The following is a 23,584-nucleotide window of genomic DNA, read 5'->3' as shown; positions in this document are numbered from 1 at the left end:
CAGCGCTTTCCCAGCTTAGGCGAACCTACAGGATCGCCCCCTTGCCATTGCGGCCCTTTGCGCGTAGTAACGCGCGCAAGCTTTTTTCGGCTGCGCGTGGTGCGCGGCTCTTTTCTTTGACAAGTCGTATCTCATGCCCAAAATTAACGCGAACACCATCAAACCCGGTATGGTTCTCGAATATCAGGGCGGTCTGTGGACCGTCGTGAAGACTGCGCACGTAAAGCCCGGTAAGGGCGGCGCCTTTGCTCAGGTCGAGCTGAAGAACCTGATCACCGGCACCAAGCTGAATGAGCGTCTGCGCTCCGAAGACACCGTTGATCGCGTTACCCTTGAGCAGAAAGATCACCTCTACCTGTTTGAAGAGGGCGACATGCTGGTGTTCATGGATCAGGAAAACTACGAACAAATCAGCCTGCATAAGGATTGGGTCGGCGAAGACCAGATCCAGTACCTGCATGACGGCATGGTCGTGATCCTGGAATTCCACGATGAACGTCCGATCTCGATTACCCTGCCTGACACCGTGATCCTTGAGGTCGTGGAAACCGAGCCTACCATCAAGGGCCAGACCGCGTCATCTTCCTATAAGCCCGCCAAGGCCTCCAACGGCATGCGCGTCATGATCCCGCCATTTATGGGCGTGGGTGAGCGCATCGTCGTCGCCACCGAAAACGGCGAATATATGAAGCGCGCAGACTGATACTTTTCCTCCCCTGCGCGCGGGGGAGGTGTCATTGAGTTTGCGAAATGACGGAGGGGGCATCCACGGCTGGAAGCCCCCTCCCCCGCTTCGCGGTTCCCGGCTCCGGCCACCCGGCTCCCCCGTAAAACGGGCGGAGTATAAAAGGAATTTCACATGATCCTGCAATCCTCCCTCATCCAGGTCATGGTCGCTTCGGTGCGTAAGTCGCTGAAGGGCATCTCACGCGACTTCGGCGAAGTCACCGAGCTTCAGGTTTCGCGCAAAGGCCCCGGCGATTTCGTCACCGCCGCCGATAAGCGCGTCGAAGCCGCCCTGTTTGAAGAACTGACCCGCGTGCGCCCCGGCTATGGCTTCCTCGGCGAAGAACAAGGCATGATAGACGGCACCGACAAATCCCACACCTGGATTGTCGACCCGATCGATGGCACCACCAACTTCATGCACGGCATCCCGCATTTTGCCTGCACGGTCGCATTGGAGCGCAGCGGCGAGATCGTCGCCGGTGTCACCTATAACCCGATCACCAATGACCTTTATTGGGCCGAAAAGGGTAAGGGCGCGTATCATAACGACCGCCGCCTGCGCGTCTCATCGCGTAAGCAACTGGACGAAACCGTGATTGCCACGGGATTACCATTCATTGGCAAGGCCGGTCACACCCAGGCCCTGAAAGAACTGCACCAGATCATGCAACGCACCGCCGGCATCCGCCGCATGGGTGCCTGCTCGCTCGATCTGGCCATGGTCGCTGCCGGTCAGTATGACGGCTACTGGGAACGCGGTCTAAAGCCGTGGGACATGGCCGCGGGGCTGTTGCTGGTGGCCGAAGCGGGCGGCAAGGTTACCTCGATTGAGAACGACGACTCGCCGATGAAAACCGGTGAATTGCTGGCCACCAACTTAGAGCTCTATCCGCAACTGCTGGATAAGCTGAAGATCGGCGCAGTCTAAAACCTGCCCTTGACATTTCTTATGCTCGGCCTGCCAATGTAGCGCTAACATAACGAAAAATGTCTACGGGAAGCGCTATGATGATTACACGTCGATCGGGCCTGAAAATGGCTTTCGGAATGGGGGCTGCCGTATGTGCGGCCCCGATCACCGCCTTGGCTGATAGCGGCATCCGCATATTGGGTGGTGCAGGCGACCTGCTCGGCGAAGGGCCTTTGTGGTCGGCGGATACCGGCCGGATATTCTGGGTCAATATCGCTGCCCAGAAAATCTATGCCCTGAACCTCAAAACCAAAGCCCTGCAAACATGGGATGCGCCGAAACCCGTCTGTTATCTGGCCGAACGCAAAAGTGGCGGCATGATCGCGGGCCTAAGCGACGGGGTTTATGCGTTCGATGAAAAGAGTTCGGCTTTCAACCTGCTGGTCAAACCCGAAGACCGCACAGATACCCGCCTCAATGACGGTAAGGTCGATGCCAAAGGCCGCCTGTGGACCGGCACCATGCACCTGCCCTGGTCGGAAAAAGTCGGGGCCTTTTACAGGGTCGATAACGATCTGAAAGCTACCAAGGTTGACGGACCATATCTGTGTACCAATGGCCCGACCTTTAGTCCCGATTTGAAGCGGCTGTGGCACGTCGAGTCCTTTGACAAAGTGGTCTATGTGTTTGATGTCGCCGAAGACGGCACGCTGTCCAACAAGCAGGTGTTTGTGGATTTTAAAACCCATGAAGCCGATGGCTGGGGCGGGCCAGACGGCATGGCGACAGACGTCAAGGGCGGGGTGTGGATCGCCCATTACGGCGGCGGGCGCATCAGCCGCTTTTTCCCGGACGGCAAGTTTGATTTTCAGGTCAAACTGCCCGCCAGCCAGATCACCAGCCTGACCTTTGGCGGCGATAAGCTGGATCACCTGTACGTCAGTTCCGCAGCGCAATTCCTGCCTGACGGTGCGCCGGATAAGGCCGTGGCGGGTGCGCTGTTTGAGGTGTCCCCGTCCCTCTTGCACGGTCATACGGGCCTGCCAACCAACAAGTTTGGGGGCTGACCCTTATACTCCCCCAACTTGTTGGGGGAGGTGGATTTTTGGCGACAGCCAAAAAGACGGTGGGGGGTAGCGCCGCCCGAATATTTGTCTCTGCCTTTAGTCAGGATAACGCGTTAAGGTATGTGTCGGTAGCCATGTCACCGCCATACCCCTCCGTCTTTTGAGAGCTTCGCCCTCAAAATCCACCTCCCCATCTGCGATAGGGAGGAGAAACTACCCCGCGTTAAACTGCAATTCGGCCAGACGCGCATAAAGCCCGCCGCGGGCCACAAGCTCATCGTGGGTGCCGCTCTCAACCACCTTGCCTCCATCCATGACCACAATCCGATCAGCCTTAAGCACGGTCGCCAGACGGTGCGCGATCACCAAGGTTGTGCGCGTTGTCATCGCCTCATTGAGGGCCGCCTGCACCAGCCGCTCATTCTCGGCATCCAGCGCACTGGTCGCCTCATCCAGCAGCAGGATCGGTGCCTCACGCACCAGGGCCCGCGCAATCGACAGGCGCTGTTTTTGCCCGCCGGACAGCGATTTGGCGCGTTCACCCAGGGGCTGATTGAACCCTTCGGGCAGGGCTTCGATAAAGGTCAAAGCCTGCGCACGGGTTGCCGCGGCGCGGATATCGTCGTCGGTCGCGGCCGCATTGCCAAAGCGGATATTGTCGGCCGCCGAGCCGGAAAACAGCGACGCATCCTGCGCCACCAGCGACAGGCGCTCCCGCACCGCCTTGGGATCGGCTTGTGCGATATCGACGCCGTCCATGAAAATATGGCCGCTCACCGGCTCATAATAGCGCAGCAGCAGCTTAAACACCGTCGATTTACCGGCCCCGGATGGCCCGACCAGAGCGACGGTTTCGCCCGGTTTGACCTCCAGCGAAAAGCCATCCAGCACCGGCAGATCGGGCCGCGACGGATAGCCAAAGACGATATTATCAAACCGGACATGGCCCACCGGCGGCGATAGCAAGGCCACCGGATGCTCAGGCGCCTTAATGCCCGGTTCGGTGCTCAATAGCTCATCCACGCGACTCATGGCGCCGGCGGCTTTTTGTACGTCGCCCCAGGTCTCGGACAGTGAGCCTACCGACCCCGCCACCAATACCGACAGGATCACGAACTGGATCAACGCGCCTTCGGTCATGTCGCCGTCCATGACCGCATTGGCTCCCAGCCACAGCACAAACGCCACTCCGCCAAAGACCAGCGAGATCACCAGCGCGGTCATAATGGCGCGGGCCCGCATCCGTTGTTGGGAGGTCGCATAGGCTTCATCGACCGCGCCGGAAAACCTGGTCTTGGCAAAGGCTTCGCGCACAAAGGCCTGCACGGTTTCCAGCGCATCGAGCGTTTCCGCGGCGAAACCGACGGCCTGCGCGAAACTGTCCTGAGACTTGCGCGTTAACCGCCCGACGCTGCGCCCAAAAGTAAACAACGGCACCAGCACGAACGGAAAGATCAACAGCACCAGGCCGGTCAGTTTGGGGCTGACAAACATCAATAGCGTCACCCCCCCAATGAAACTCAGGGCGTTTCTGAGCGCGATCGAAATGGCCGATGACACCAGCGTATCGATGATCTGAAGATCAGTCGTCAGGCGCGACACCACTTCGCCAGTACGGATTTTCAGGAAGAAGCCGGGATCGAGGCTAAGTATATGCCCAAACACGTCTTTGCGCAGATTGGCAACCACCCGCTCACCCAGTTTGGTAATATAATAGTACCGCAAGGCCGTGGATATGGCCAGCATGATCGCCACCCCTGCCAACACCAGAAACCAGCGGTTCAGTTCCGCCGCATTGCCCGATCCAAAGCCGTTATCGATCAGAAAGCGCGACGCGCCGGTGAGCCCCAGAGTGGCGGCTGACGACAGCAGCAGAAACAGCACCGCAAACCCGGCATCGACCTTTTGCCGCAACAGGTAAGGCACCAGCCGTTTCAGGGGGCTAAGGTCGCGGGTTTTGGCGCGGCCACCGGCGGCTTGCGACAATTGCGAGACCAGTTCGCTGCCCGATCCGGGGCGGTCAGTTACGGCGGTGTCGGGGGACGGAGATGAGCTAGCTTGCATGACGGCGCTGTTTACAGAGGAATGGCTTGCACCGCAACGGCTCATGATGTAATGACCCCGATCTGGATTTCGGCGCAAGGATGGTCCTTGTGCTGCTTAACCCTTTTTGCGCGTCCGCGAACATGCTGGCCGGACGTATCAAGGAACATAAAATGAAAAAAGATGGTCACCCCGATTATCACTGGATCACCGTCACCCTGACGGATGGGTCTTCGTATCAGACGCGCTCCACCTACAGCAAAGAAGGCGCGGTCCTGAACCTCGACATCGATCCGCGCACTCACCCGGCATGGACCGGTGGTGCCAACACCCTGCTTGACCGCGCCGGCCGCGTGTCGCGCTTCAACAACAAGTTCGGCGGCTTCCTTAAGAAATAAGCGGGTACACTCGCTTGCGGAAACCAAGTTTCTTAAAAATCCGGCTCAGGGCAACTTGAGCCGGATTTTTTGTGTTAAAACGCAGCTATGACCCCACTGCACACACCTTATGACGGTTCATCGAAACTATTTCAGATCGGCCTGAAGCCGCTCGATCTGCATGACTGGATTGATGCCGACACACATCTGCTGGCCTATCTGGATGCCAAGGATCAGGTCATGAACAGGGTTCCGCATGAGGTGTTTGTGGCTGAGGCGGGCACGGAAGAGGCGCAAGGAGAGGTGCTGCATTTGCTGGCCGATCATTTACCACAAAGATTTCCGGATACTTATCACCGTCTGGGGCCACAGCTTGATATTGTACCGGCGTTTCGGCGCGTGCGGATGGATGCACCATTTCTGCCGCCGCTGCTGATTGCGGCAGGGCTGATCCAGGAAGATCTGGTGCTGATGCGCAAAGGTGCCGATGGTTGGCGACTGACAGCGGGGTGCGTTTGTTTTGCGTCGTCATGGAGCCTGCCCGAAAAATTCGGTAAGCCGCTTGACGCCATCCACGCGCCGGTGCCGGGGTTTGCGGCGGGCACCCGCAACGCCAGCATCATGAACCGGATTTTCGATAACCTGACGCCGGATCAGCCGGTCGTGCGCTGGAACTGGTCGATCTATGGCAATGACGAATTGCACCACCCGCACCTGTCGCCACCGCGCCGGTTCGATGACGGGATCTACCTGCGGCTGGAGCGTCAGACCTTACGCAAGCTGCCGGTCAGCGGTGATATCCTGTTCACCATCCGCATCTATATCGACCCGCTGGAAGCGCTCACCCGCCGCGATGACGGTGCGGAACTGGCGCGGGCCATTGCCGCGCAGATTGAAGCCTTATCACCGGAAGAACTGGACTATAAGGGCTTGACGGTGGAGAAGGACAGGTTGTTGCAGCGGCTGTCGGAGATAGTTTAGCCCCCTCCACCATCTGCGCTAACGCTTGATGGTCCCCCTCCCCCGCTTCGCAGGGGCGGAGAGGAAATCATGAGATAAAATTTCGGATCTTGAGTCAGATAATAGCCGGCAAGCGCCGCAGGTACTAAAGTACCTGCCAGCGCAGACTGCGTATTAGATGGCCAAGAGACGGAATTTTATGCGGCGAGTTGTTCTTTGACGCGCTCCGCCAGTGTCTTGATGTCGAGCGGTTTGGGCAGGAAGGAAATATTGGCCTCATTATCCAGCAGGTCCGAGAACTCGGCTTCGGCATAGCCAGAGATAAACATCACCGGCACATTTCCGAGCAAGGGCCGCGCGCGCTTGAGCATGGACGGCCCGTCAAGACCTGGCATGATCACGTCCGAAATCAGCAGGTCGAACCGGCCATTTTCGGCCTCGATAATCTCCAGCGCCTCTTCGCCGTCAGCGGCCTCCAGCACCTCATAGCCGCGCTGACGCAACAGACGGGCCGCGATACCGCGCACGATGTCTTCGTCCTCGACAAACAGGATGCGGCCCGCGCCCGACATGTCCTTGGGCGTGACCTTGGCCACCACCAGCGGGGCGACCGGCGCAGATTCGGGCATGGCGACCTCGATCTTTACCGGCAGGAAGATGCGAAAGATTGCCCCGTGGTTCGGCTCAGGGGCGACGACCGAGGTGATGGTGATGTGGCCATCGGCCTGATTGACGATGCCGTAAACGGTGGCGAGGCCAAGGCCGGTGCCTTCGCCCTGCGGCTTGGTGGTAAAGAACGGCTCGAACACCTTGGCCATGATGTCAGGCGGGATGCCGGGACCGTTGTCGGACACTTCGATCAGGGCGGCGCCCTGTTCCGGCGCTTCAGCCCAGCCGAGGGCTGCGGCCTCGGACTGGCTCAACACCGCCGTCTTAATGCGCACCTTGCCGCCGCCGGAGGCATGGACGGCGTCGCGAGCATTGACCACCAGGTTCATGACCGCCATTTCCATCTGGCTCTTGTCGGCGTGAATATTGGGCAGGTCGCGGCCGTAATCGGTCTCAAGCTTAACGTCTTCGCGCATCAGTCGGCGCAGGAAGACCTCGAACTCAGAGACCAGCTCACCTATATTGAGCGTGACCCGCTTGACGGTCTTTTTGCGGGCGAAGGCCAGAAGTTTGGACACCAGATCCTCAGCGCGGGTGCCGATCTGGCGGATTTCTTTCAGGCCATCATAGGACGGATCACCGAGCGGATGGTTATAGAGCAACTCATCTATACGCAGTTTCAGGCCGGTCAGGAGGTTGTTCAGGTCGTGAGCGACACCACCGGCGAATTGGCCGATCGCCTGCATTTTCTGCACCTGAGCGAGGCTTTGCTCCAGTTCCTTTTGTTCAGACACATCAAACAGATAGACCATAAACCCGGTCGTATCTTCGGAGATCAGCATCTGTACCGGCAAGTCAGGATTGGCGGCCAGATGAATATCAAAGCGCCCGCTTTTGCCGCCCAACAGGCGGGCTTCAGTCTCCGCGCGTGACGACGGCGTCAAAAGGTCACCAAACCCGCGGCCAGTCAGGTCATCGGCTGAGGCTTTAAGCAGTTGCGCAAACACCGTATTCACCCCGACCACGGTCGCGGTCATCAGATCATCGCCGGTCAGCAGGGCCTTACCAAACGGCGCCCCACGTGCAAAGGAATCAAAGGCACCGTTACCGGCATCATGACCAGCTTGGACAGCATCCGGCGCGTCGTTTAAAAAGGTTTCGCTGGACAGGTCACCCTGCGCTGGCGGGGCATATATGGCCACGTCGTGAACCACCACCGGCACGGCGCGCACCAACACCTGATCGTCGGTCAGGCGCGACACCGTAACGTCAAACTCAGAGGCCCCGATCTGCACCACCGCGCGGCCCATACCGCTCACGCGGGCGTCTTTCATGGCGACGAACATGGCCTGCGCCGCCTCACCTTGCGGCAAGCGTTTGGCCGATCCGCCGACCTCTGCCCAGGCGCGGTTTGACGCCACGACCCGGCCATCCATCGCAGCCACGGCAGCGGCCTCAGTCAGTGCCCCGGTCAGATGGGCGGCGTTCAGGCCAGAGTTTGCGGCGTCATCATCGCCGAAAAATGCAAATAAGCCCATGCCGATCACTCCTGCTATCGCCACCAATACCGCCGCCAGCACTATGCCGAAGGGTAATGTGCCTGACACCATCCAGAACGCGCCGGAGGCCGTCAATACCACCACCGCTACCCAGGCCATGGTCCACAAACTGCCGCGTTCCGTCATCCGCGACGTTAGCGCCTTAAGATCAAAGGCGGGCGCGGGCGTTACGGCAGGGTTTGAGGTTGCGGACACTTAGGTCTCCCTTAAGGGATGTGACGCGGGCGGCATCGCAGGGGCGATACTTGCGAATCACAAAGCCATGATAGCGAATTTCAACTCATCTGGCCCGTCAAGATTGAACGAAGTGTTTATGCGCACGGAACTATGGATAATTTGTTGTTAATTCCCTCTCCCCGCAGGCGGGGAGAGCGGGGCGGCCCGTGCCGGTTAGGGTGAGGGGCAAACATCAAGAGTGTAGACAATTCAACAGAGCACGGAGCTTTAAGCCACCGGTACTCAGCCCCTCATCCGGCTTGCCTGTCGCCAAGCCACCTTCTCCCCGCCAGCGGGGAGGAGGAAAGACTTAAAACCCCCGCTTCTTTCGCGCCATAACGAAGCCGATCAGCTTGGCCACGGCGACAAAGTGTTCTTCGGGGATTATTTCATCCAGATCGACCGCCGCATAGAGCGCGCGCGCCAGCGGTGGGTCTTCGACGATCATGACCTCATGCTTGGCCGCCTCTTCCCGGATGCGCAGAGCGACGGCATCAACGCCCTTGGCCACACACATTGGGGCGGGCGTGTCTTCGGCATCATAGCGTAGCGCCACCGCATAGTGGGTCGGGTTGGTGACCACGACCGTGGCGGTCATAACATTGGCCATCATGCGCTGACGGCCCTTTTCCATGCGTATCTGGCGCAGGCGGGCCTTGACGTGCGGATCGCCTTCGGCCTGCTTGTATTCATCCTTTTGCTCGGTGCGCGACATCTTCATCTTTTGCGCAAAGCGGAACTTTTGCCACAGAAAATCAAGCCCCGCCCCCAGCGCCAGAAAGATACAGACCGCCATGGTCATGACGATCAACACATCGCGCACATAGGGGAAAATAAGCACTGGCGATCCGCCCGCCAGCATGGGAATATCCATCAGACGGGGCTTCAGCACCGCCCAGCAAATCCAGCCGGTGACCAGCACCTTAACGAAGGTTTTCAGGAACTGCACCAGCGCATCAATGCCAAACAGTCGGCCAAACCCCTTGATCGGATCGAGCTTATCAAAGGTCGGCTTTAGGCTTTCGGTCGAAAACAGAAGACCGGTTTGCAGCAGGTTGCCCGCCACCCCCAGCACAAACGCCCCCGCCATGGCCAGCCCCACCACCGGCAAGACCATCAGGATAATATGGCGGGCAATCTCTACCCCGCCGCCATTATCGAGGTTTTTGACTAACGCATGCGGCATAGCCAGAAATGGCGTCAGGCTCTCAATCAGACTCAGGCATATTTTCTCGCCGTAGATGGCAATGACCGCGCAGGTGCCGATCAGAGCGAATACCTGCGGCAGGTCCGGGGTCTTGGCAACCTCACCCCGTTTTCGCGCGTCGTCCAGTTTCTTGGCCGAGGCTTCTTCTGTTTTATCTTCGTCACTACCCTCGGCCATGGCTTAGCCACGCCTGATGAAGGTGGCCAGAAAGTCACGGTAATGCTCAAGGAACACAGTCCCCGACACCCCAAGACCTATGGCAAAGACGCTCAACCCCAACAGCACGCTAAGCGGCGATGAGGCGAAGAAAATCGGAAACTGCGGCATGATCCGCCCGACAAAGCCGGTGGCAACATTAAAGATCAGGCTAAAGGCAATGACGGGGGCTGAAATCTGAATGGCCACCATGAAGGTCTGCGCGACGGTGCGGATCATCAGGGTTACGGCATCCCCGATCATCAGGGCCTTGCCCGGCGTGAAAATCTGATAGGAATCAACGATGCCTTCGATGAACAGGTGGTGCAGCCCGGTCGCATAGATCAGCACCAGCCCCAGCAGCGCCAGAAAGGTCGCAAGGCTCGTGCCCGGCTGCGCCTGCATCGGGTTGGCCGTCTGGGAAAAGGACAGGGTCGTGCTCAGCGACAGGATTTCCCCGGCAATGGCCAGGGACGCGATAAACACCCGGATAAGCGACCCCATCATCAGGCCGATCAGCATTTCTAAGATAATCAGACCGCCGGCCTCACCGACACTTGCGGGTAAGGGCGGGATCTGCGGCCCCAGAATCGGCAGCATCATCAGGGAAAAAACCAGCGAAAACCCTAAGCGCATCCGCGGCGGCACGGCCTGATCGCCCAAGCCCGGCAAGAGCATGACCACGGCCCCGATACGCAGGAAAATCAGCCCGGCCGCCCACACCTGCTGCGACGGGCCAAAGAACGACACCGCATCGGTGGCGGCCTGAACGTCAACGGGGGTTAGCGGGAGGCTCATCTATACAGCCCTTAAGAAGCGAAGCGTTAGGGCAACTTTCACGCTTCACATCCCCGCGATTCGGGCCGCAATCTCACGCATAAAGGTCGATAACAGCCCCCCCATAAACGGCAGGGCTAACAACAAGGTAGCGAAGATGGCGATAATCTTGGGGGCATAGATCAGGGTGGCTTCCTGAATCTGGGTCAAAGCCTGAAACAGGCCGATAACCACACCGACGACGAGGCCGACCAGCAACACCGGCGCACAGAGCTGTATCGTCAGCCAGATCGCATCGCGGCCCACATCCAAAACTTCGCCACCGGTCATGAAACGCTCATCCTAAATCTTAATATTTACCCGCAAACCGGCATAAGATGCCGGGTCACCGGGCAGAAAATGCACCCCGGAGGGTTAATTTCGCATTAAGGGTTAGCGCGATTCTCAAAGCCTACGCGACGAAAAACCTGAAGCTTGTCTGTGCATGGAAAGGTCGAGGGTTCGAGATCGTTGTGGTGATCAACTTGTGGAACGCCTTGCTACAATCCAAGTTGACGAGAAGACGTAAACGTGCGGAATAAGCTTTCCAGAGGCAAATTCACGGCGGCTTATCTCTTATTATGTCTGAACGCGATTGGGTCAAGCACGCTGCATTTGGAGCCATAGGCCTAGCTGTCTTCGGTGCATTTCTATTTTTTGCTTGGCAGACCAGGCCTAATCTAAAGCCAGAAGACATTGCCCATGATTTCGTTTGGAACTGTGACCAAAAGCATGCCCCAAATGCTCAAATCAAGAATGACGCCGCCCCAAAACAGCCGCCAAAGACGCGTCTGCAAATCGCCGAGGAAAACAAAGCAAATGCCGAGAACGCAGCCCGCGCAAAAGCTGAGTGCGAGGCTATAAAGCGCGAGGAAAGCGATCTTAGGGCGCAATGGGTCGCGGCTGAAAGCGCCCGCAGCAATTATTGGCTTGCTTTAGTAAACTTCATAGCCTTGATCCTCACCTTGGGCGCAGCGGCTTGGGCCGCGTGGGCTTCTCAAAAAAGCGCTAATGCTACCGTTGAGGCCGTGAGGCTGGCGCGTGAACAATTCATCGCCGCACATCGACCTAGAATAAAAGTACGTCATGTCGCACTCACGGACATCAGTATCGATGCTCCAATACAATGCGCAATCGTATTTGCTAATGTCGGTGATACACCAGCAACAACTTTCAGGCTTGCTGTAGATTGCTTTCTCATCACCCCCGACGGTGAGGAAACTCCCGCCGACAACATGGTAAAAATTGAGAAGCAAAAGATCATACCTGGTCGAGAACTCAGGTTTTTTCGAAACTCCTCTCGATCTTACAATTCCGCTCAGCTCGAAGGCATCCGAGATGGAATCTTTACACTCTGCATTTCGGCTACACTTCTTTACAAAGACAAAAACGGAACAGTGCGATCTACTGGCCTTTGCAGAATGCTGGACGCTGAAAACAGGGTGTTCTTGCCATTTCCCAATGAGCGAAAATTCACTAGGTATCAGGAGGACGAGTATCAAAACTAAGCAATTCACTTATTACCTCGGACTTTCCGAGGCGTCGTGACGGTTGGTGTGTTTGCTACATAGGGCGCCCTGATCGGCGGCACGGGCCCCACAAAGACCGCGATTTTTAAATCGGCATGCGCATGATTTCTTGATAAGCCGCGATGACTTGGTCTCTTACGGCGATAACCGTCTCTAACGACGCCTCGGCGCTGGAAATCGCCGTCACCGCATCAATCAGTTCGGTCTTGCCCTGAGCCTGCAAAGCGATCTGATTTTCGGCATTGGCGGTTGAGGCATAGGTCTGCTGCACGGTATTTTGCAGCAGGCTTGAGAACTTAGAGCCGATATCCGGCGTGCCGCCCGCTTCTTCGCCGCCGGATATTTTATTGAACTGACTTTGGGCGGCACCATAGGCCTTGGCCGCGAGGATCGGGTTCATCTATCTACCCTATCTCTTTAAGATATCGATCGTGCGCTGCTGCATAGCGCGCGCGGTATCGATGACATTAAGGTTGGCTTCATAGGCGCGCTGGGCTTCGCGCATGTCCATGGTTTCAATCAGCGAATTGACGTTGGGGCGTTTGACATAGCCCCTGGCATCAGCCGCCGGATGGGACGGGTCATGCTCAACCGAAAAGTCGCTCATGTCCGGCTTGACCTGGGCCAATCTCACGCCGGTTGTGCCGTCGATGGGGGCGGCCTGAAACACCGGCACCTGACGGCGGTACGGATCACCGCCGGGGGTTTTGGCAGTCGATTGAGCATTGGCGATGTTTTCAGCGATGATACGCATCCGCGCCTGCTGGGCCTTAAGGGCAGATGCCGCCGCGACCATAGCCGAGTTCTGAACCAGGTTTTCACCGCGCTGAGATTTGATCGTAGGCATAGGCTATTCCTTATCTTGGTCGCGTCGAAGCCAGCCGCAGCATGGCCAGCGATTTCTGATAAAAGCCGATGGCCGCATCGTACTGCATCCGGCTTTCGGCCATTTTGAGCATCTGCTCTTCGACCACCACCGAATTGCCATCCAGCGTCGTTTCCGAATCCGGGGCTACCACGGCCTTGGCCGCATTGGCCAAACCGCCCGCCGGGGCAATGTGACCTGCGCGGGTGGCGGCCATCTTAAGCTCACCCGATGCCTGCCCCTTCATGGCGGCGGCAAAGTCCTGCGGCCGCAGATCGCGCGGCTTGAAACCCGGTGTCGAGGCATTGGCGACGTTTTGGGCCACCACTTTCTGGCGCTGCCCCAGCCAGCCCATCTGGGTTTTCAGGGCTGAAAAGATGCCGATCTTATTCAGATCCATTGAGGCTGTACCTTTACAAAGATTAACCACCTGACGCCGACTCATCCTATAGGACAAGACAGCTAAGCAAATTATGCCCAGTTTTTGGTTAACAACGCCTTTACGATAACCGCTTGTTAACCCCCGCCGGGCATGGCTAATCGTGTGTGGGTTTGGGAGCGTCTATGGATTTGGTCGGCGTGCTGAGGGCGGTGTTTTCGCTGATGACGGTCTTAGGCCTTATTCTGGGTCTGGCCTTCGTCCTGCGCCGCTATGCGCCGCAACTGATGGCGCGCCTGACGGCCCCGCGCGGGCAAAAGCGGATGCAAGTCGTCGAAACCCTTGTGCTCGATCCGGCGCGACGGCTGGTGCTGGTGCGCCTTGACGACGAAGAGCGCCTGCTGCTGCTCGGCGAAGGCAAGGAACTGATCGAACCGCGCCAGTTGCCCAAACCAAAACCTAAATTACCGCCTGAGCCTACACCCGTCGCAAGACCCGCCCTACGCACCCGCCCCCTGTCGGATAAGGATCTGTAATGGCCAAATCCGTCACGCCATCCACAGCGCGTAAACCTAAAAAACCACTGCCGAAATGGGCCACCTACGGTTTGTTGCTGGCGGGCTTCATCGTCGGGTTTGCGATGATGATCATGCCAACCCAGGTTCTGGCGCAATCGATCAATCTCGACCTCGGCACCGGCGGGGGCTTAAGCTCGCGCATCGTGCAGATGATCGGCCTGCTGACCGTGCTGTCGCTGGCCCCGTCAATCGTCGTCATGACGACGTCGTTTATTCGGATCGTGGTCGTGCTGTCGCTGCTGAGGACCGCGCTGGGTCTGCAACAAAGCCCACCCAATGCGGTGATCATTTCCCTGTCGCTGTTTCTGTCAGCGATCGTCATGGCCCCGACCTATCAGGAGGCCTATCAGGCCGGTATCCGCCCGCTGATGGATCAGGAGATGGAACTGCCGCAGGCCTTTGATGCGGCGTCTGAGCCTGCCAAACGCTTTATGCTGTCTCAGGTCGATGAGAAAGACCTGGCCCTGTTTGTGCGCCTGTCCAAGGTGGAGCGTCCGCAGGAAGCCATCGACCTGCCGATCACCGTCATCACCCCGGCCTTTATGATCTCGGAACTGAAAAAGGCGTTTGAGATTGGCTTTTTGCTGTTCGTGCCATTTCTGGTGATCGATCTGGTGGTCGCGTCCGTGCTGATGAGCATGGGTATGATGATGCTGCCGCCGGTCGTGGTGTCCCTGCCGTTTAAGCTGATTTTCTTTGTGCTGGTCGACGGCTGGAACCTTGTCGCCGGATCACTGGTCGAAAGCTTCCAAAAGGGCACGGGGACGGGTTAAAATACATCCGCCGCATTGGTGCCCTTGGTGCTTAAAACCTGATAAGCCGCCGCTGTTGCCCCGTAGAACAGCGCATAGCCTATCCCGGACAACAGACCGCTGATGACGATCTGAACGCCGTAGATACCGCCGAACAGCGCCGAAAGCGACGACATGTCCGGCTGCATGATCTGGCTGGCCGCTTCCGAAAAGCCGATGCCCATGCCCATTGCCACACCGAACAAAACCCCGAACACCACGGCCGCGATCATCAGCACCACAATGGTCAGCAGGACATATCCACCCAACAGCGTCCAGCCGCTGCCCTTGGTCAGTTTGAAGCTGCCCAACAGATTGATTTTGCGCTAATCAAAACTTTGCACCAGCGCCAGCGACCAGCGGCTGAGAATATAGATAAACGCCACCACAGCAGCGATGGCGACGATAAAGATCAGGATACCGCCCAGCACGCCACTGGCCCGCGTTACCAAACTGGCGAGCACCAGCGGGATCATAGCGGCAACCAAAAACAACAGGTAGAACAGGAAAAACGCCAGATACCACAGGATGGTCGCAACAATCTGACGCACTTCGTGGCTGCCCAGTTGCATATAGCCAAAGCCCTTCGCGGAGGGCTGCAACACGGTGCGGTAGACGGCGCACTGAATGACGGCTGAGACCACCAGACCGATAAGCCCCGCCAACAGGGCCGACGGCAGTACCGCCGCCAATTGTCCGAAAACCGCCGCGGGGTCAGAGGGCGGTGACTGTTCATAGTTTTGCAAAGCCGCCAGCGATGTCCCGCCGGTCAGGACCATAAGCACCGTCGCGGCCAGACTGACGACCGTATAGACGACACCCCACAGCAGCACCGCCACCGGGTTTTTCTTGATAATCTCAAAACCTGCGAATGCGAAATCGATCGACAGTTTCATATGCCCCCCTTCGGACTTGAGGCGTACCCGCCCGTATGGGTTGAGACGCTAACCGATCTTCTGACCCGGAACAAGGCCGCAAAAAAGGGAGGGCCATAAGCCCTCCCTCTCAAACTGCGGATGCCAACCGTAGTTTACTCAGCGTTTTTCAGGTTAATGAACGGCGTGGCCGATCCGGTCACCTGCGGCAGCTTACCGTCCCACTTTTCGATGGCGCGCAGTTGCACGACGCCGGGGCTGGCGGCGATGGATTGCGCGATCAGACGGTTGGCCTCGGCCTGACCACGGGCCTCTTCGATCTTGGCATCGGCCTGAGCCTTGGCAACCGCGACCTGTGCCGTCGCAGCCGAAGCATCAGCATCGGCCTTGGTCTTGGCCTGAATGGAATCGAGGATCACCTGCGGATAGCGGATGGTGCCGATCCAGTCGAGCTGGCTGATGTTGACCCCTTGCGGTTCCCATTTGCGGTTGACGCGGGCCAGCGCCTTTTGGATCACCTGCTGGCGGCCACCCCGGTACAGGAACTCAACGCTGACCAGTTCGGTTTCGGCCGCGATAGCTGAGCGCACGTCGTTACGGATCGGGCCTTCGAACATCTGATCAAAGCTCAGGCGATAGCGGGTATAGAGCGCGGGCGCCTTAGCCGGGTCGATACGCATGACCAACTGTACATCCGCCGTCATCGGCAGGGCGTTGTTATCGGAGAACGCCACTTCTTCGTTTTCCGGCCCGCGTTCATCGCTTTCACGCGTGTAGGTATAGGTGCGCTGGATCACCGGAAACTCAGCGATACGCTCACCCGGCAGGTTGATATGCCAGCCCGATCTCAGCGGCACGGGATCAACCCCGGCACTGGGCCCCAGCGTCCTGATCTTCACGCCAACATTACCCGGCTGAATGGTCTGCCCACATGAGGCCAGCCCCACCAGCGCCAACACGAAAGCCGCCCCGATCAGCACCAGGTTCATATTAATCTGGCGCGGACCGCCAGAGCCAGAGCCGCCCCCTGAACCCCCACTACGCATATTGAACACATTCATATCGATCTCTCCCTAAAATATAGGGTCGGAGTCTAAAGCGATACGCCGCAAAGTGTAAGCATTTTCGGTTGAAAAATCGCGTTAGGCCGCGACAGTTGTGGCTAAATGATTAAGCCTTCGGCGCGGCCGGGGCCGGATTGGCCGCCGTTCTCTGGCCGCTCGCGCCCGGCAGAGGGGCCGCCGCCTTTTCCCGCAGGCGCTTTTTCATGCCCGCCACCCAGCCGGTGAAGCTATCCGCCTTAGATGCCGCCACGGCAAAATCCTGCGCATTGATCGGGCCATTGTCCATCCCGGCCAGCGCCACATGGACGGCTTCCGGCGACTGGGCGCCGTCGGCGAACTTGCCGAAACGGTCGGCCAGACGGCTAAGTGAGCGATGATCGGACATCAGGCTATAGGCGACACCGGCCCGGATCAGGCGCGATTCATCGTCAAGGCTTAAAGCCCCGTCGCGCTTCCAGCGGTCGCCCAAGCGCTTTTCCAATATGGCCCCAGCCTTGGCCCAGTCCTTATCGCGCCAGGCGATATCGGCGCGAATATCCATAGCGTCGCCGGAATTGTCAGGCCCCAGCACCTCCAGCGCGTGATCGGTGCGCCCCAGTTCGGTCAACGCCCGCGCCTCAAGGATGCGGCGCTCAGCCATGACCGGCTTCGGCAGCAGAGACGTGCGCGTCTTCCACAGGGCCTGAAGCGCCTTTTCCGGCTGACGGTTCATCAACTGGATAGCCGCCACATCCGACGCGACCGATGCCTTTGCCACACCCTGAAGGCGGTTATCGATCTGGTACTGCAACAGGTCTGCCGCCTGATCGAGCAGGTCAACATCCATCAACCGCCGCGCCAGACGGCGCACCATCTCATCACCATCCGCCCCGATCGGCGTCAGGTCACGGAAATCATAGAACAGGCCCAGGGCCTCAACCGGTTGCAGGCCATCGGCCTGACCGTCCAGAAACAGGCCGCGAAAGGCGGTGTTGAGCTTGGCCTGAATCGGTAGGGCATCGGGACGGCCTGCAAACTGCTGACCACTCGATTTCAGCGTCTCCAGCGCCTGCCGGTAGCGGCCCTGCCCCAGATAGATATCGCCAATGGTCGATAACAGCTCAAGCTCGGCATCATCGCCGCGCCAGCGATACCTCAGCCCATTGAGCTTATCCAAAGTGTCGTCTGACTTTGATCGCCCCAGCGCCAGATTAAGCCGCGCCGCCCGCATCTGAGCCGGCATCGCAATCCGCCCGACCGGCGCGCGCGCAATGGCGTCATACATTTTCAAAGCGCGGTTTTTATCGCCGAGCCCCTCAAATATCTGCGCCTGCACCAGTTGCGCCTCAAGCGTCTCCAGCGGCGGTGCGTTCTGTGACACCGCATAGGTGATGATGTCCTTAGCCGCGGTCAGGTCGTTCATCTGATAGGCGGCATAGGCATTAGCAGCCGCAAAGCGTGTCCGCCAGGTCGCCGGAAACACATCCAAAGCCCCGGCACCGTCTTTAAAGCTCTGGCGGGCCTCAGCATATTGGCCTTCCTGAACCGCCACATAGCCGCGCCACAGGTCAGCGGCTGGATCACTGATCAGGGCGGTCGAATCGAGATCGGCGCGGGCATCGCGGTAGCGCCCGACCATGACCTTGGCCATCACGCGCAGGCCCCGGAACTGCGGATCTCCCAACACGGCAGGCGTTTGCTTACCCAGCAGGTCGAGCACGCCAATGGCTTCAAAATTAAGCCCCTGCCCGATCAGAAAGCGCGCCAGCGATAGACGCGCGCCGGTTGTGGCGCCTATGCCCTTATCGGCCTCATCCGCCGCCTGTTGCTGCAGTTGATTATAGCGGCCAAGGAACCCCGACATCGGCCCGCCGGTCGGCAGCTTAGACCAGTTTTCCTCATCCATCAGGGACGGGAATGCCGCCGCCTTATATTCCAGGGGCTTTATGGTCTCATCCTCACGCGCCCACTGGGCCGGGGCCGACAAAGACAGGCCTTTGGGCCGCGTAATTGTGACGATATCGCCTGAGACATCCACCGTGACATCCGGCGTCATGCGCTCAACCACCAGCCCCTGCGCCGTCGTGCCCAAAGCCGCCTGTGGGGTGGTGCGTTCTGACATCAGCCGCTTGACCGGCCCGCGCGCGGTGATGACCGCCATACGATCGCCGATGGCCGGATCGCGTATCCACGCCACCCGTCCGGCCCCGGCCATATTGACCGCCAGAGCCGACGCGCCTGTGGTATCGTCCCGCGCCACGCTGACCTCACTGACCTGTTCGGTATTGATTGACCGCCCGCCGACACGCACCCGCCAGGTGCCGTTTTCAACACTGGCCGTCACCGCCCCTGCGGGTGCCGTCAGACGCAGGGCGGTAAAGCCGTCATTGCGCGCAAAGGCGGCGGCGGTGATCACCTTGCCGTCACGTAAGCTCGCGGGCAGTTTCAGTTCGGCGTCCTTATCGAACACGATCCATACCGACTCGCCGCGCCGGAATACCGACGCCCCGACCGGTGCCGTGAACGGGAAGCTCAGATCGACCCCGCCGTCAATGGCTGTGGCCTGAACCTGGACCGTCTCAGCGGCGGTGGGCGCAACCCCGACCTTGCGTTCTAATTCCTGCAGCGTAATGGACGCCTCGCCGCGCGTGGGCAGAACTTGCGCTTTCGGCAGATCGATCTGCACAAACACTGCCCCGTCGGCGCGTCCGAAATGGCTTTCGACGCCGTCCTTCAGGGTGAGCAGCAGCTCCGTGGCGCGACTGTCCTGACGCAGGCTGACCGATTTGACCCCTTCGGGCGGGTTGGCGCTCAGGTCACCGATATCGGGCCGCAGATTACCGGGCAGGCGCACCACCACCTGACCATTGTCACGCCGCACCGACGCACGCGATCCGGTCGAGCCATAGATTTCAATCCGCCCGGCGCTATCGTTGCGACCGACGCGGATATCGATCTGAGCCTTTGAAGCCATAGCACTAGCGATCCCGGCCTTGACGGCGGGCGTGGCCAAGGCAATTGAGGTCACCCCAAACCCTGACAGGAACACCACCGCCGCCGTTGTCTTCAAAGCCGCGCGCAAGGATACGACCGGCGCTTTCACGCCGCCCTCATCGCGGTCATCGTCTTTGGCGCTGGCCTCGAAAGGCGACGCGGACAACAGGAAGCGGGTCATGGTGGTCAACACGCGCTAAGGGTTACTTTCTGGCCTGAGTTTGACTTGGTTGAGTTTGACTGGGTTGGGTTTGCGGCGGGGTAGCCGGTTTAGCGGCCATCTGGTTAAGTTTAGATTGAATGTCTTCGCTTTGTTTCATGCGCATGGCCAGTTTTTCGGTCAGCTCCTTGGCCCCATTTGGGGTCATCTGGGCCAGTACGGCGGCCAGACTGCGCTCTTTCATCTTGGCCGCGATCGGCAGACGGACATCATCGCGCATGGTTTCCAGCACACGCGCCGCGTCCTTGGGCTTCATGGCCTCATAGACCTTAATCATGCGGGCGGTGTCGTCGTCGGCACCTTTGTTGGCCTGATCGAGCAGGGCCTGAATCTGACCTTTAAGCGCTTCCATCTGCTTGATGCGGCCATCAAGCTTGGCATCCGCCGCCTGAATTAGCGCTTCCTGTGAGGCAATCTGCTTTTCGCGGGCATCCAGTTGGGTGCGACGGGTGCCCAGCGATTGCAGCACCTGAAGCTCAGACGGCGACATCCCCGCCTGCTTGGCCAGATCATTGATCGAGGTCGCACACACCGGTGCCGGGGCGACGGTCGCCGCCGGTGTGGCCATATCCATCACGCTCATGGCGTTCGGGGCTTGGGCGCTTGAGGCGTCAGCACCTTCACCGTCCGCCTTAGTTCCAGCAGTTTGGGCCTCGGCGGTTTTGGCCTCAGGTGTTTTGGCCGCAGGTTTGGCGGGGGCCTTTTCTGCGGGGGCGGCCTCTTCGGCAAAGGCCGCGCGCGCCGATTTCAGCATGTCCGGCATGGAATCGACGGACGATACCGCCTTCATGGCCAGAACGCCGCCAATGGCGACGAACACGAGCGGCAGGAAACGGGGCAGATTAGCCATGGCTACTCAAATCTCACTATTCAAATCTTTGGTCAAAGCGGCGACGGCGGCGGGCGGGAAGGTCTAAGGGCGGCTCAGACGGCGTATCAAACAGATCGTCATCACGGTTTTTCGCGTCGGGTTTGGGGACTTCAAAGGATCGCAGCATGTCGTTGAGCGACGCCAGCACGTTTTCGGATATGTGTGGCACCTCGTCATCCGATGGTCGGGTCAGCTTCGGTTTTGCGAAGGTTTTCGGCCCCTCTTTAAACGGCCCCTCTTTAAACGGAGAGGGCCGCTCGGCGCGCAGGGCTCCGAAGCGGCGATTATCGGCAGGTTTGGTGACGGGTTGATCCGGCACCTGAGCGGGTGGCGGTTCCGGCTCAGGCCTGATCGCCACCAATGGCGCGCCACGCATTGGCGCTGACTGAGCGTCAGACTTAAGCGCTTTGGCCGCCTCAACATGACGACCGATATCGCGTTCGGCCTTTTCGGCGCGGGCAATCTGGCTTTCAAGCTTCGCCAGCAGGTCACGCGCCACCAGAATACGCCCGTGCAGAAGTTCCTGCGATTCATCGGTGCCGGTATGAAGTTCGCGCAGCGCCGAATGGGCCTTGATCGCCGCCTGATCGAGGTCAGCCACGGCGCGGGCAAAACTGTCATGGGCCGCCCGCAAACCTTTGAGGCGCTTGTCCAGACGCACGCCGAACATCAGCGCTGCTATCAGCAGCGCCATCAGTACGACATCCATGACAATGCCCGCATAGGACATGGGTTAAGGCCCTCTACTTCTTTTTGGTTTGCGTCAGGCGACGTTTAGTGGACACGGTCAGCGGTGCTTCGACCCGTACGGCGATGCTGTGGCCCTTACGCCCCATATAGCCATGGGTCAGCGGAATGGTGCCGCAGCGTAACTGCACCGGCGATTCGGCATTGGCGTTCAACATAAGCGTTTCGCCGACCTTTAGGTTCAGCACCTTGCTGAGCGGCACCTGCTGTTCATCCAGAACGGCGCGCACCTCCATCTGAGTGGTCCACAACTCTGTCGCCAGGTGGCTTTCCCAGATGTTGTCACGGCCGAACTTTTCACCCATGAACTGCTGCAGCAGCATCTTACGGATCGGTTCCAGCGTGGCATAGGGCAACAATAGCTCGACCCGCCCGCCGCGGTCTTCCATGTCGATGCGCAGCTTGACCAGGATGGCGGCATTGGCCGGACGCGCAATCGCCGCAAAGCGCGGATTGGTCTCAAGGCGGTCAAGGTTGAAACTGACCGGCGTCAGGGGCTCAAACGCGGCCTTAGCATCGGCCAGAATGACCTCAACCATCCGCTGCACCAGCACACGCTCAATCGTGGTATAAGGCCGACCTTCGATGCGCAGCGCCGCCGTACCGCGCCGCCCGCCGAGCAGCACGTCCACGATCGAATAGATCAGGTTGGAATCGACCGTCAGCAGACCGTAATTATCAAGCTCTTCGGCCCGAAACACCGCCAAAATCGCGGGCAGCGGGATCGAATTGAGATAATCGCCAAACCGGATCGAGGAGATATTATCGAGCGAGACTTCGACGTTATCAGAGGTAAAATTGCGCAAGGAGGTCGTCATCAACCGCACCAAACGGTCAAAGACGATTTCCAGCATCGGCAGGCGCTCATAGGACACCATGGCCGAATTAATAATGGCCCGGATGCCGGAGCGTTCGTTATAGTCTTCGTCGGACAGATCAAAACCCAGCAGGCTATCGATTTCGTCCTGATTAAGGATGCGCTCGGCCCCGGCGGGCACATTCATCCGGTCGCCGCCACCGCCGCCACCGCCGACCATGGCTTCCCATTCGGCCGCCAGATCGTTGCCATTGCCGCCACCGCCCCCCGTCGCGGCATCCGCTTCGGCGGCCAGTTCGGCCTCCCATTGGGCCATCATGGCTTCCTGATCGACTTCTCCGGTCATGAAGCGCATCCCGAAAAGTGTGAAGCGGTTTTCGGATACAGATGCGCGTCAAACATCGAACCGCATCCCGAAACGCAGTTCGGCGCCAGCCAAAAGTGTGACGCGGTTTTGGGATCAAGATGCGCGTAAAAGCTATACATCATGTGATCAGCATTTCTTCGATCAGCACGGCATTGACCTTATGGGGTGCCATGACCAGATTTACGCGGCGCAGGATTTCGAGGCGCAACTGATAATTGCCCTGCGATCCGGCCATGTCTTCCGGGCGCAACTCGCGCAGGAAGGATTGAAGGACATCCTGAATGCGCGGCATGTTGGGCCCCAGGGCCTCAACCGTTTCGTGATCAGCCACTTCAAAGGTCAACTTAAGCTTAAGGTAGGAGGCCCGACCGCCTGCCGACTGAATATTCGAAATCAGCGGCGGCAGTGTGTAATAGGTAACGCCGTTCGGCCCTTCGGTGATCACCGGCTGCTTTGACGGATCGACCTCAGCCTCAGCGCCGCCGCCATGACCGCCTTTTTCTTCTTTTTTCTTACCGTGGCCGTCGTCTTTTTTTGCGTCCTTTTTGTCTTCCTTACCGTGGCCCTCTTCGGCCTTACCATGCTCACCGGCCTCAGCCGCAGGCTTTGGGGCCAGCAATAGGAAATAGGCTGCGGCCCCACCGCCGCCCAGCAGCAGGACACCGGCCGAAATCGCAATAATCAGTATCGGCGGGCCCTTTTTCTTGGGCGCACCTTCACCATCCGCCGCGGCTTCGCCATCAACCGGCGGCGCTTCTGCGTCTTTTGGTTTTTTATCCTTACCCTTGGCCATTACGTGCCTTACATCCCAATCCAACCG

At 58.9% G+C, this 23,584-nt stretch carries 24 protein-coding genes; 8 read left to right on the top strand and 16 right to left on the bottom strand.

Going from position 1 to position 23,584, the window contains the following annotated elements; all coding sequences use genetic code 11:
• Positions 1–133: 133 nt before the first annotated feature.
• From efp to OVA03_RS15455, 3 genes are all read left to right on the top strand, one after another.
• Positions 134–703 carry an elongation factor P gene (gene efp, locus OVA03_RS15465; RefSeq protein ID WP_267525926.1) on the top strand — a complete coding sequence of 190 codons (570 nt, stop codon included), beginning with the start codon at positions 134–136 and terminating at the stop codon, positions 701–703.
• Between the two features lie 156 nt (positions 704–859).
• Positions 860–1,657, top strand: a complete 798-nt coding sequence (locus OVA03_RS15460) for an inositol monophosphatase family protein (protein WP_267525925.1) — start codon at positions 860–862, stop codon at positions 1,655–1,657.
• Positions 1,658–1,734: 77 nt separating this feature from the next.
• Positions 1,735–2,706, top strand: a complete 972-nt coding sequence (locus tag OVA03_RS15455) for an SMP-30/gluconolactonase/LRE family protein (RefSeq protein WP_267525924.1) — start codon at positions 1,735–1,737, stop codon at positions 2,704–2,706.
• Between the two features lie 213 nt (positions 2,707–2,919).
• Here the strand turns inward: OVA03_RS15455 and OVA03_RS15450 are convergent, their stop codons facing one another.
• Entirely contained in the window at positions 2,920–4,770 is a 1,851-nt protein-coding gene (locus tag OVA03_RS15450; protein WP_267525923.1) for an ABC transporter transmembrane domain-containing protein, read from the bottom strand.
• A gap of 152 nt (positions 4,771–4,922) precedes the next feature.
• Here OVA03_RS15450 and rpmE point away from each other — a divergent pair, with 152 nt between their 5' ends.
• Entirely contained in the window at positions 4,923–5,147 is a 225-nt protein-coding gene (gene rpmE / locus OVA03_RS15445) for a 50S ribosomal protein L31 (protein ID WP_267525922.1), read from the top strand.
• A gap of 87 nt (positions 5,148–5,234) precedes the next feature.
• Positions 5,235–6,107, top strand: coding sequence for a heme-dependent oxidative N-demethylase family protein (locus tag OVA03_RS15440; protein ID WP_267525921.1), 873 nt, complete (start codon positions 5,235–5,237; stop codon positions 6,105–6,107).
• Positions 6,108–6,283: 176 nt separating this feature from the next.
• On the opposite strand, the gene cckA is transcribed toward OVA03_RS15440, so the two are convergent.
• From cckA to fliQ, 4 genes are all read right to left on the bottom strand, one after another.
• A complete protein-coding gene (cckA, locus tag OVA03_RS15435; RefSeq protein ID WP_267525920.1) occupies positions 6,284–8,449 on the bottom strand; it encodes a cell cycle histidine kinase CckA in 2,166 nt (721 codons plus the stop codon).
• Positions 8,450–8,780: 331 nt separating this feature from the next.
• Positions 8,781–9,854, bottom strand: coding sequence for a flagellar biosynthesis protein FlhB (gene flhB / locus OVA03_RS15430; protein WP_267525919.1), 1,074 nt, complete (start codon positions 9,852–9,854; stop codon positions 8,781–8,783).
• Positions 9,855–9,857: 3 nt separating this feature from the next.
• Positions 9,858–10,670: a flagellar biosynthetic protein FliR gene (gene fliR, locus OVA03_RS15425; protein WP_267525918.1), complete on the bottom strand. Its 813-nt coding sequence runs from the start codon at positions 10,668–10,670 to the stop codon at positions 9,858–9,860.
• Between the two features lie 45 nt (positions 10,671–10,715).
• On the bottom strand, positions 10,716–10,979 hold the full coding sequence (fliQ, locus tag OVA03_RS15420) for a flagellar biosynthesis protein FliQ (protein WP_267525917.1): 264 nt from the start codon (positions 10,977–10,979) through the stop codon (positions 10,716–10,718).
• 290 nt (positions 10,980–11,269) lie between these two features.
• On the opposite strand from fliQ, the gene OVA03_RS15415 reads away from it, so the two are divergent.
• Positions 11,270–12,196 (top strand): hypothetical protein, encoded by a 927-nt coding sequence (locus tag OVA03_RS15415; protein ID WP_267525916.1) that lies wholly within the window; start codon positions 11,270–11,272, stop codon positions 12,194–12,196.
• 106 nt (positions 12,197–12,302) lie between these two features.
• Here OVA03_RS15415 and fliE read toward each other — a convergent pair whose 3' ends face one another.
• From fliE to flgB, 3 genes are read right to left on the bottom strand one after another with little or no spacing between them, the layout of a single operon-like run.
• Positions 12,303–12,617 (bottom strand): flagellar hook-basal body complex protein FliE, encoded by a 315-nt coding sequence (gene fliE, locus OVA03_RS15410; protein ID WP_267525915.1) that lies wholly within the window; start codon positions 12,615–12,617, stop codon positions 12,303–12,305.
• A gap of 9 nt (positions 12,618–12,626) precedes the next feature.
• Positions 12,627–13,064: a flagellar basal body rod protein FlgC gene (gene flgC, locus OVA03_RS15405; protein WP_267525914.1), complete on the bottom strand. Its 438-nt coding sequence runs from the start codon at positions 13,062–13,064 to the stop codon at positions 12,627–12,629.
• A 10-nt stretch (positions 13,065–13,074) separates the two neighbouring features.
• Positions 13,075–13,482, bottom strand: coding sequence for a flagellar basal body rod protein FlgB (gene flgB / locus OVA03_RS15400; protein WP_189486311.1), 408 nt, complete (start codon positions 13,480–13,482; stop codon positions 13,075–13,077).
• Positions 13,483–13,646: 164 nt separating this feature from the next.
• On the opposite strand from flgB, the gene OVA03_RS15395 reads away from it, so the two are divergent.
• Both OVA03_RS15395 and fliP read left to right on the top strand, forming a co-directional pair.
• Positions 13,647–13,997 (top strand): flagellar biosynthetic protein FliO, encoded by a 351-nt coding sequence (locus OVA03_RS15395; protein ID WP_267525913.1) that lies wholly within the window; start codon positions 13,647–13,649, stop codon positions 13,995–13,997.
• A gap of 104 nt (positions 13,998–14,101) precedes the next feature.
• Complete coding sequence (fliP, locus tag OVA03_RS15390) at positions 14,102–14,812, top strand: flagellar type III secretion system pore protein FliP (RefSeq protein ID WP_189486554.1); 711 nt, start codon at positions 14,102–14,104, stop codon at positions 14,810–14,812.
• On the opposite strand, the gene OVA03_RS15385 is transcribed toward fliP, so the two are convergent.
• The 8 genes from OVA03_RS15385 to OVA03_RS15350 form a co-directional block, all read right to left on the bottom strand.
• Positions 14,809–15,141, bottom strand: a complete 333-nt coding sequence (locus OVA03_RS15385) for a hypothetical protein (RefSeq protein ID WP_267525912.1) — start codon at positions 15,139–15,141, stop codon at positions 14,809–14,811. The genes fliP and OVA03_RS15385 overlap by 4 nt on opposite strands.
• Before the next feature lie 15 nt (positions 15,142–15,156).
• The gene (locus tag OVA03_RS15380) at positions 15,157–15,726 is read right to left on the bottom strand and encodes a hypothetical protein (RefSeq protein WP_267525911.1); all 570 of its coding nucleotides are present in this window, start codon (positions 15,724–15,726) and stop codon (positions 15,157–15,159) included.
• Between the two features lie 134 nt (positions 15,727–15,860).
• Positions 15,861–16,766 (bottom strand): SPFH domain-containing protein, encoded by a 906-nt coding sequence (locus OVA03_RS15375; protein ID WP_267525910.1) that lies wholly within the window; start codon positions 16,764–16,766, stop codon positions 15,861–15,863.
• Between the two features lie 109 nt (positions 16,767–16,875).
• Positions 16,876–19,923, bottom strand: coding sequence for a tetratricopeptide repeat protein (locus OVA03_RS15370; protein ID WP_267525909.1), 3,048 nt, complete (start codon positions 19,921–19,923; stop codon positions 16,876–16,878).
• Positions 19,924–19,945: 22 nt separating this feature from the next.
• Positions 19,946–20,812: a MotE family protein gene (locus OVA03_RS15365; protein WP_267525908.1), complete on the bottom strand. Its 867-nt coding sequence runs from the start codon at positions 20,810–20,812 to the stop codon at positions 19,946–19,948.
• Positions 20,813–20,828: 16 nt separating this feature from the next.
• The gene (locus OVA03_RS15360; protein WP_267525907.1) at positions 20,829–21,563 is read right to left on the bottom strand and encodes a DUF6468 domain-containing protein; all 735 of its coding nucleotides are present in this window, start codon (positions 21,561–21,563) and stop codon (positions 20,829–20,831) included.
• A gap of 13 nt (positions 21,564–21,576) precedes the next feature.
• The gene (fliM, locus tag OVA03_RS15355; protein ID WP_420710512.1) at positions 21,577–22,617 is read right to left on the bottom strand and encodes a flagellar motor switch protein FliM; all 1,041 of its coding nucleotides are present in this window, start codon (positions 22,615–22,617) and stop codon (positions 21,577–21,579) included.
• A gap of 265 nt (positions 22,618–22,882) precedes the next feature.
• Complete coding sequence (locus OVA03_RS15350; protein WP_267525905.1) at positions 22,883–23,557, bottom strand: flagellar basal body-associated FliL family protein; 675 nt, start codon at positions 23,555–23,557, stop codon at positions 22,883–22,885.
• Positions 23,558–23,584: the final 27 nt, after the last annotated feature.

It is taken from the genome of Asticcacaulis sp. SL142 (genome assembly GCF_026625745.1).
Lineage (GTDB): Bacteria > Pseudomonadota > Alphaproteobacteria > Caulobacterales > Caulobacteraceae > Asticcacaulis.
The sequence above is the reverse complement of the archived record's forward strand: the minus strand, read 5'-3'. Positions and strand labels throughout refer to the sequence as shown.

Bases quoted from the DNA above. Each gene is read 5' to 3' on its own strand.
- efp (WP_267525926.1), top strand. From the start codon at position 134: ATGCCCAAAATTAACGCGAACACCATCAAACCCGGTATGGTTCTCGAA.
- OVA03_RS15460 (WP_267525925.1), top strand. From the start codon at position 860: ATGATCCTGCAATCCTCCCTCATCCAGGTCATGGTCGCTTCGGTGCGT.
- OVA03_RS15455 (WP_267525924.1), top strand. From the start codon at position 1,735: ATGATGATTACACGTCGATCGGGCCTGAAAATGGCTTTCGGAATGGGG.
- OVA03_RS15450 (WP_267525923.1), bottom strand. From the start codon at position 4,770: ATGCAAGCTAGCTCATCTCCGTCCCCCGACACCGCCGTAACTGACCGC.
- rpmE (WP_267525922.1), top strand. From the start codon at position 4,923: ATGAAAAAAGATGGTCACCCCGATTATCACTGGATCACCGTCACCCTG.
- OVA03_RS15440 (WP_267525921.1), top strand. From the start codon at position 5,235: ATGACCCCACTGCACACACCTTATGACGGTTCATCGAAACTATTTCAG.
- flhB (WP_267525919.1), bottom strand. From the start codon at position 9,854: ATGGCCGAGGGTAGTGACGAAGATAAAACAGAAGAAGCCTCGGCCAAG.
- fliR (WP_267525918.1), bottom strand. From the start codon at position 10,670: ATGAGCCTCCCGCTAACCCCCGTTGACGTTCAGGCCGCCACCGATGCG.
- fliQ (WP_267525917.1), bottom strand. From the start codon at position 10,979: ATGACCGGTGGCGAAGTTTTGGATGTGGGCCGCGATGCGATCTGGCTG.
- OVA03_RS15415 (WP_267525916.1), top strand. From the start codon at position 11,270: ATGTCTGAACGCGATTGGGTCAAGCACGCTGCATTTGGAGCCATAGGC.
- fliE (WP_267525915.1), bottom strand. From the start codon at position 12,617: ATGAACCCGATCCTCGCGGCCAAGGCCTATGGTGCCGCCCAAAGTCAG.
- flgC (WP_267525914.1), bottom strand. From the start codon at position 13,064: ATGCCTACGATCAAATCTCAGCGCGGTGAAAACCTGGTTCAGAACTCG.
- flgB (WP_189486311.1), bottom strand. From the start codon at position 13,482: ATGGATCTGAATAAGATCGGCATCTTTTCAGCCCTGAAAACCCAGATG.
- OVA03_RS15395 (WP_267525913.1), top strand. From the start codon at position 13,647: ATGGATTTGGTCGGCGTGCTGAGGGCGGTGTTTTCGCTGATGACGGTC.
- fliP (WP_189486554.1), top strand. From the start codon at position 14,102: ATGATGATCATGCCAACCCAGGTTCTGGCGCAATCGATCAATCTCGAC.
- OVA03_RS15380 (WP_267525911.1), bottom strand. From the start codon at position 15,726: ATGAAACTGTCGATCGATTTCGCATTCGCAGGTTTTGAGATTATCAAG.
- OVA03_RS15375 (WP_267525910.1), bottom strand. From the start codon at position 16,766: ATGAATGTGTTCAATATGCGTAGTGGGGGTTCAGGGGGCGGCTCTGGC.
- OVA03_RS15370 (WP_267525909.1), bottom strand. From the start codon at position 19,923: ATGACCCGCTTCCTGTTGTCCGCGTCGCCTTTCGAGGCCAGCGCCAAA.
- OVA03_RS15365 (WP_267525908.1), bottom strand. From the start codon at position 20,812: ATGGCTAATCTGCCCCGTTTCCTGCCGCTCGTGTTCGTCGCCATTGGC.
- OVA03_RS15360 (WP_267525907.1), bottom strand. From the start codon at position 21,563: ATGTCCTATGCGGGCATTGTCATGGATGTCGTACTGATGGCGCTGCTG.
- fliM (WP_420710512.1), bottom strand. From the start codon at position 22,617: ATGGTCGGCGGTGGCGGCGGTGGCGGCGACCGGATGAATGTGCCCGCC.
- OVA03_RS15350 (WP_267525905.1), bottom strand. From the start codon at position 23,557: ATGGCCAAGGGTAAGGATAAAAAACCAAAAGACGCAGAAGCGCCGCCG.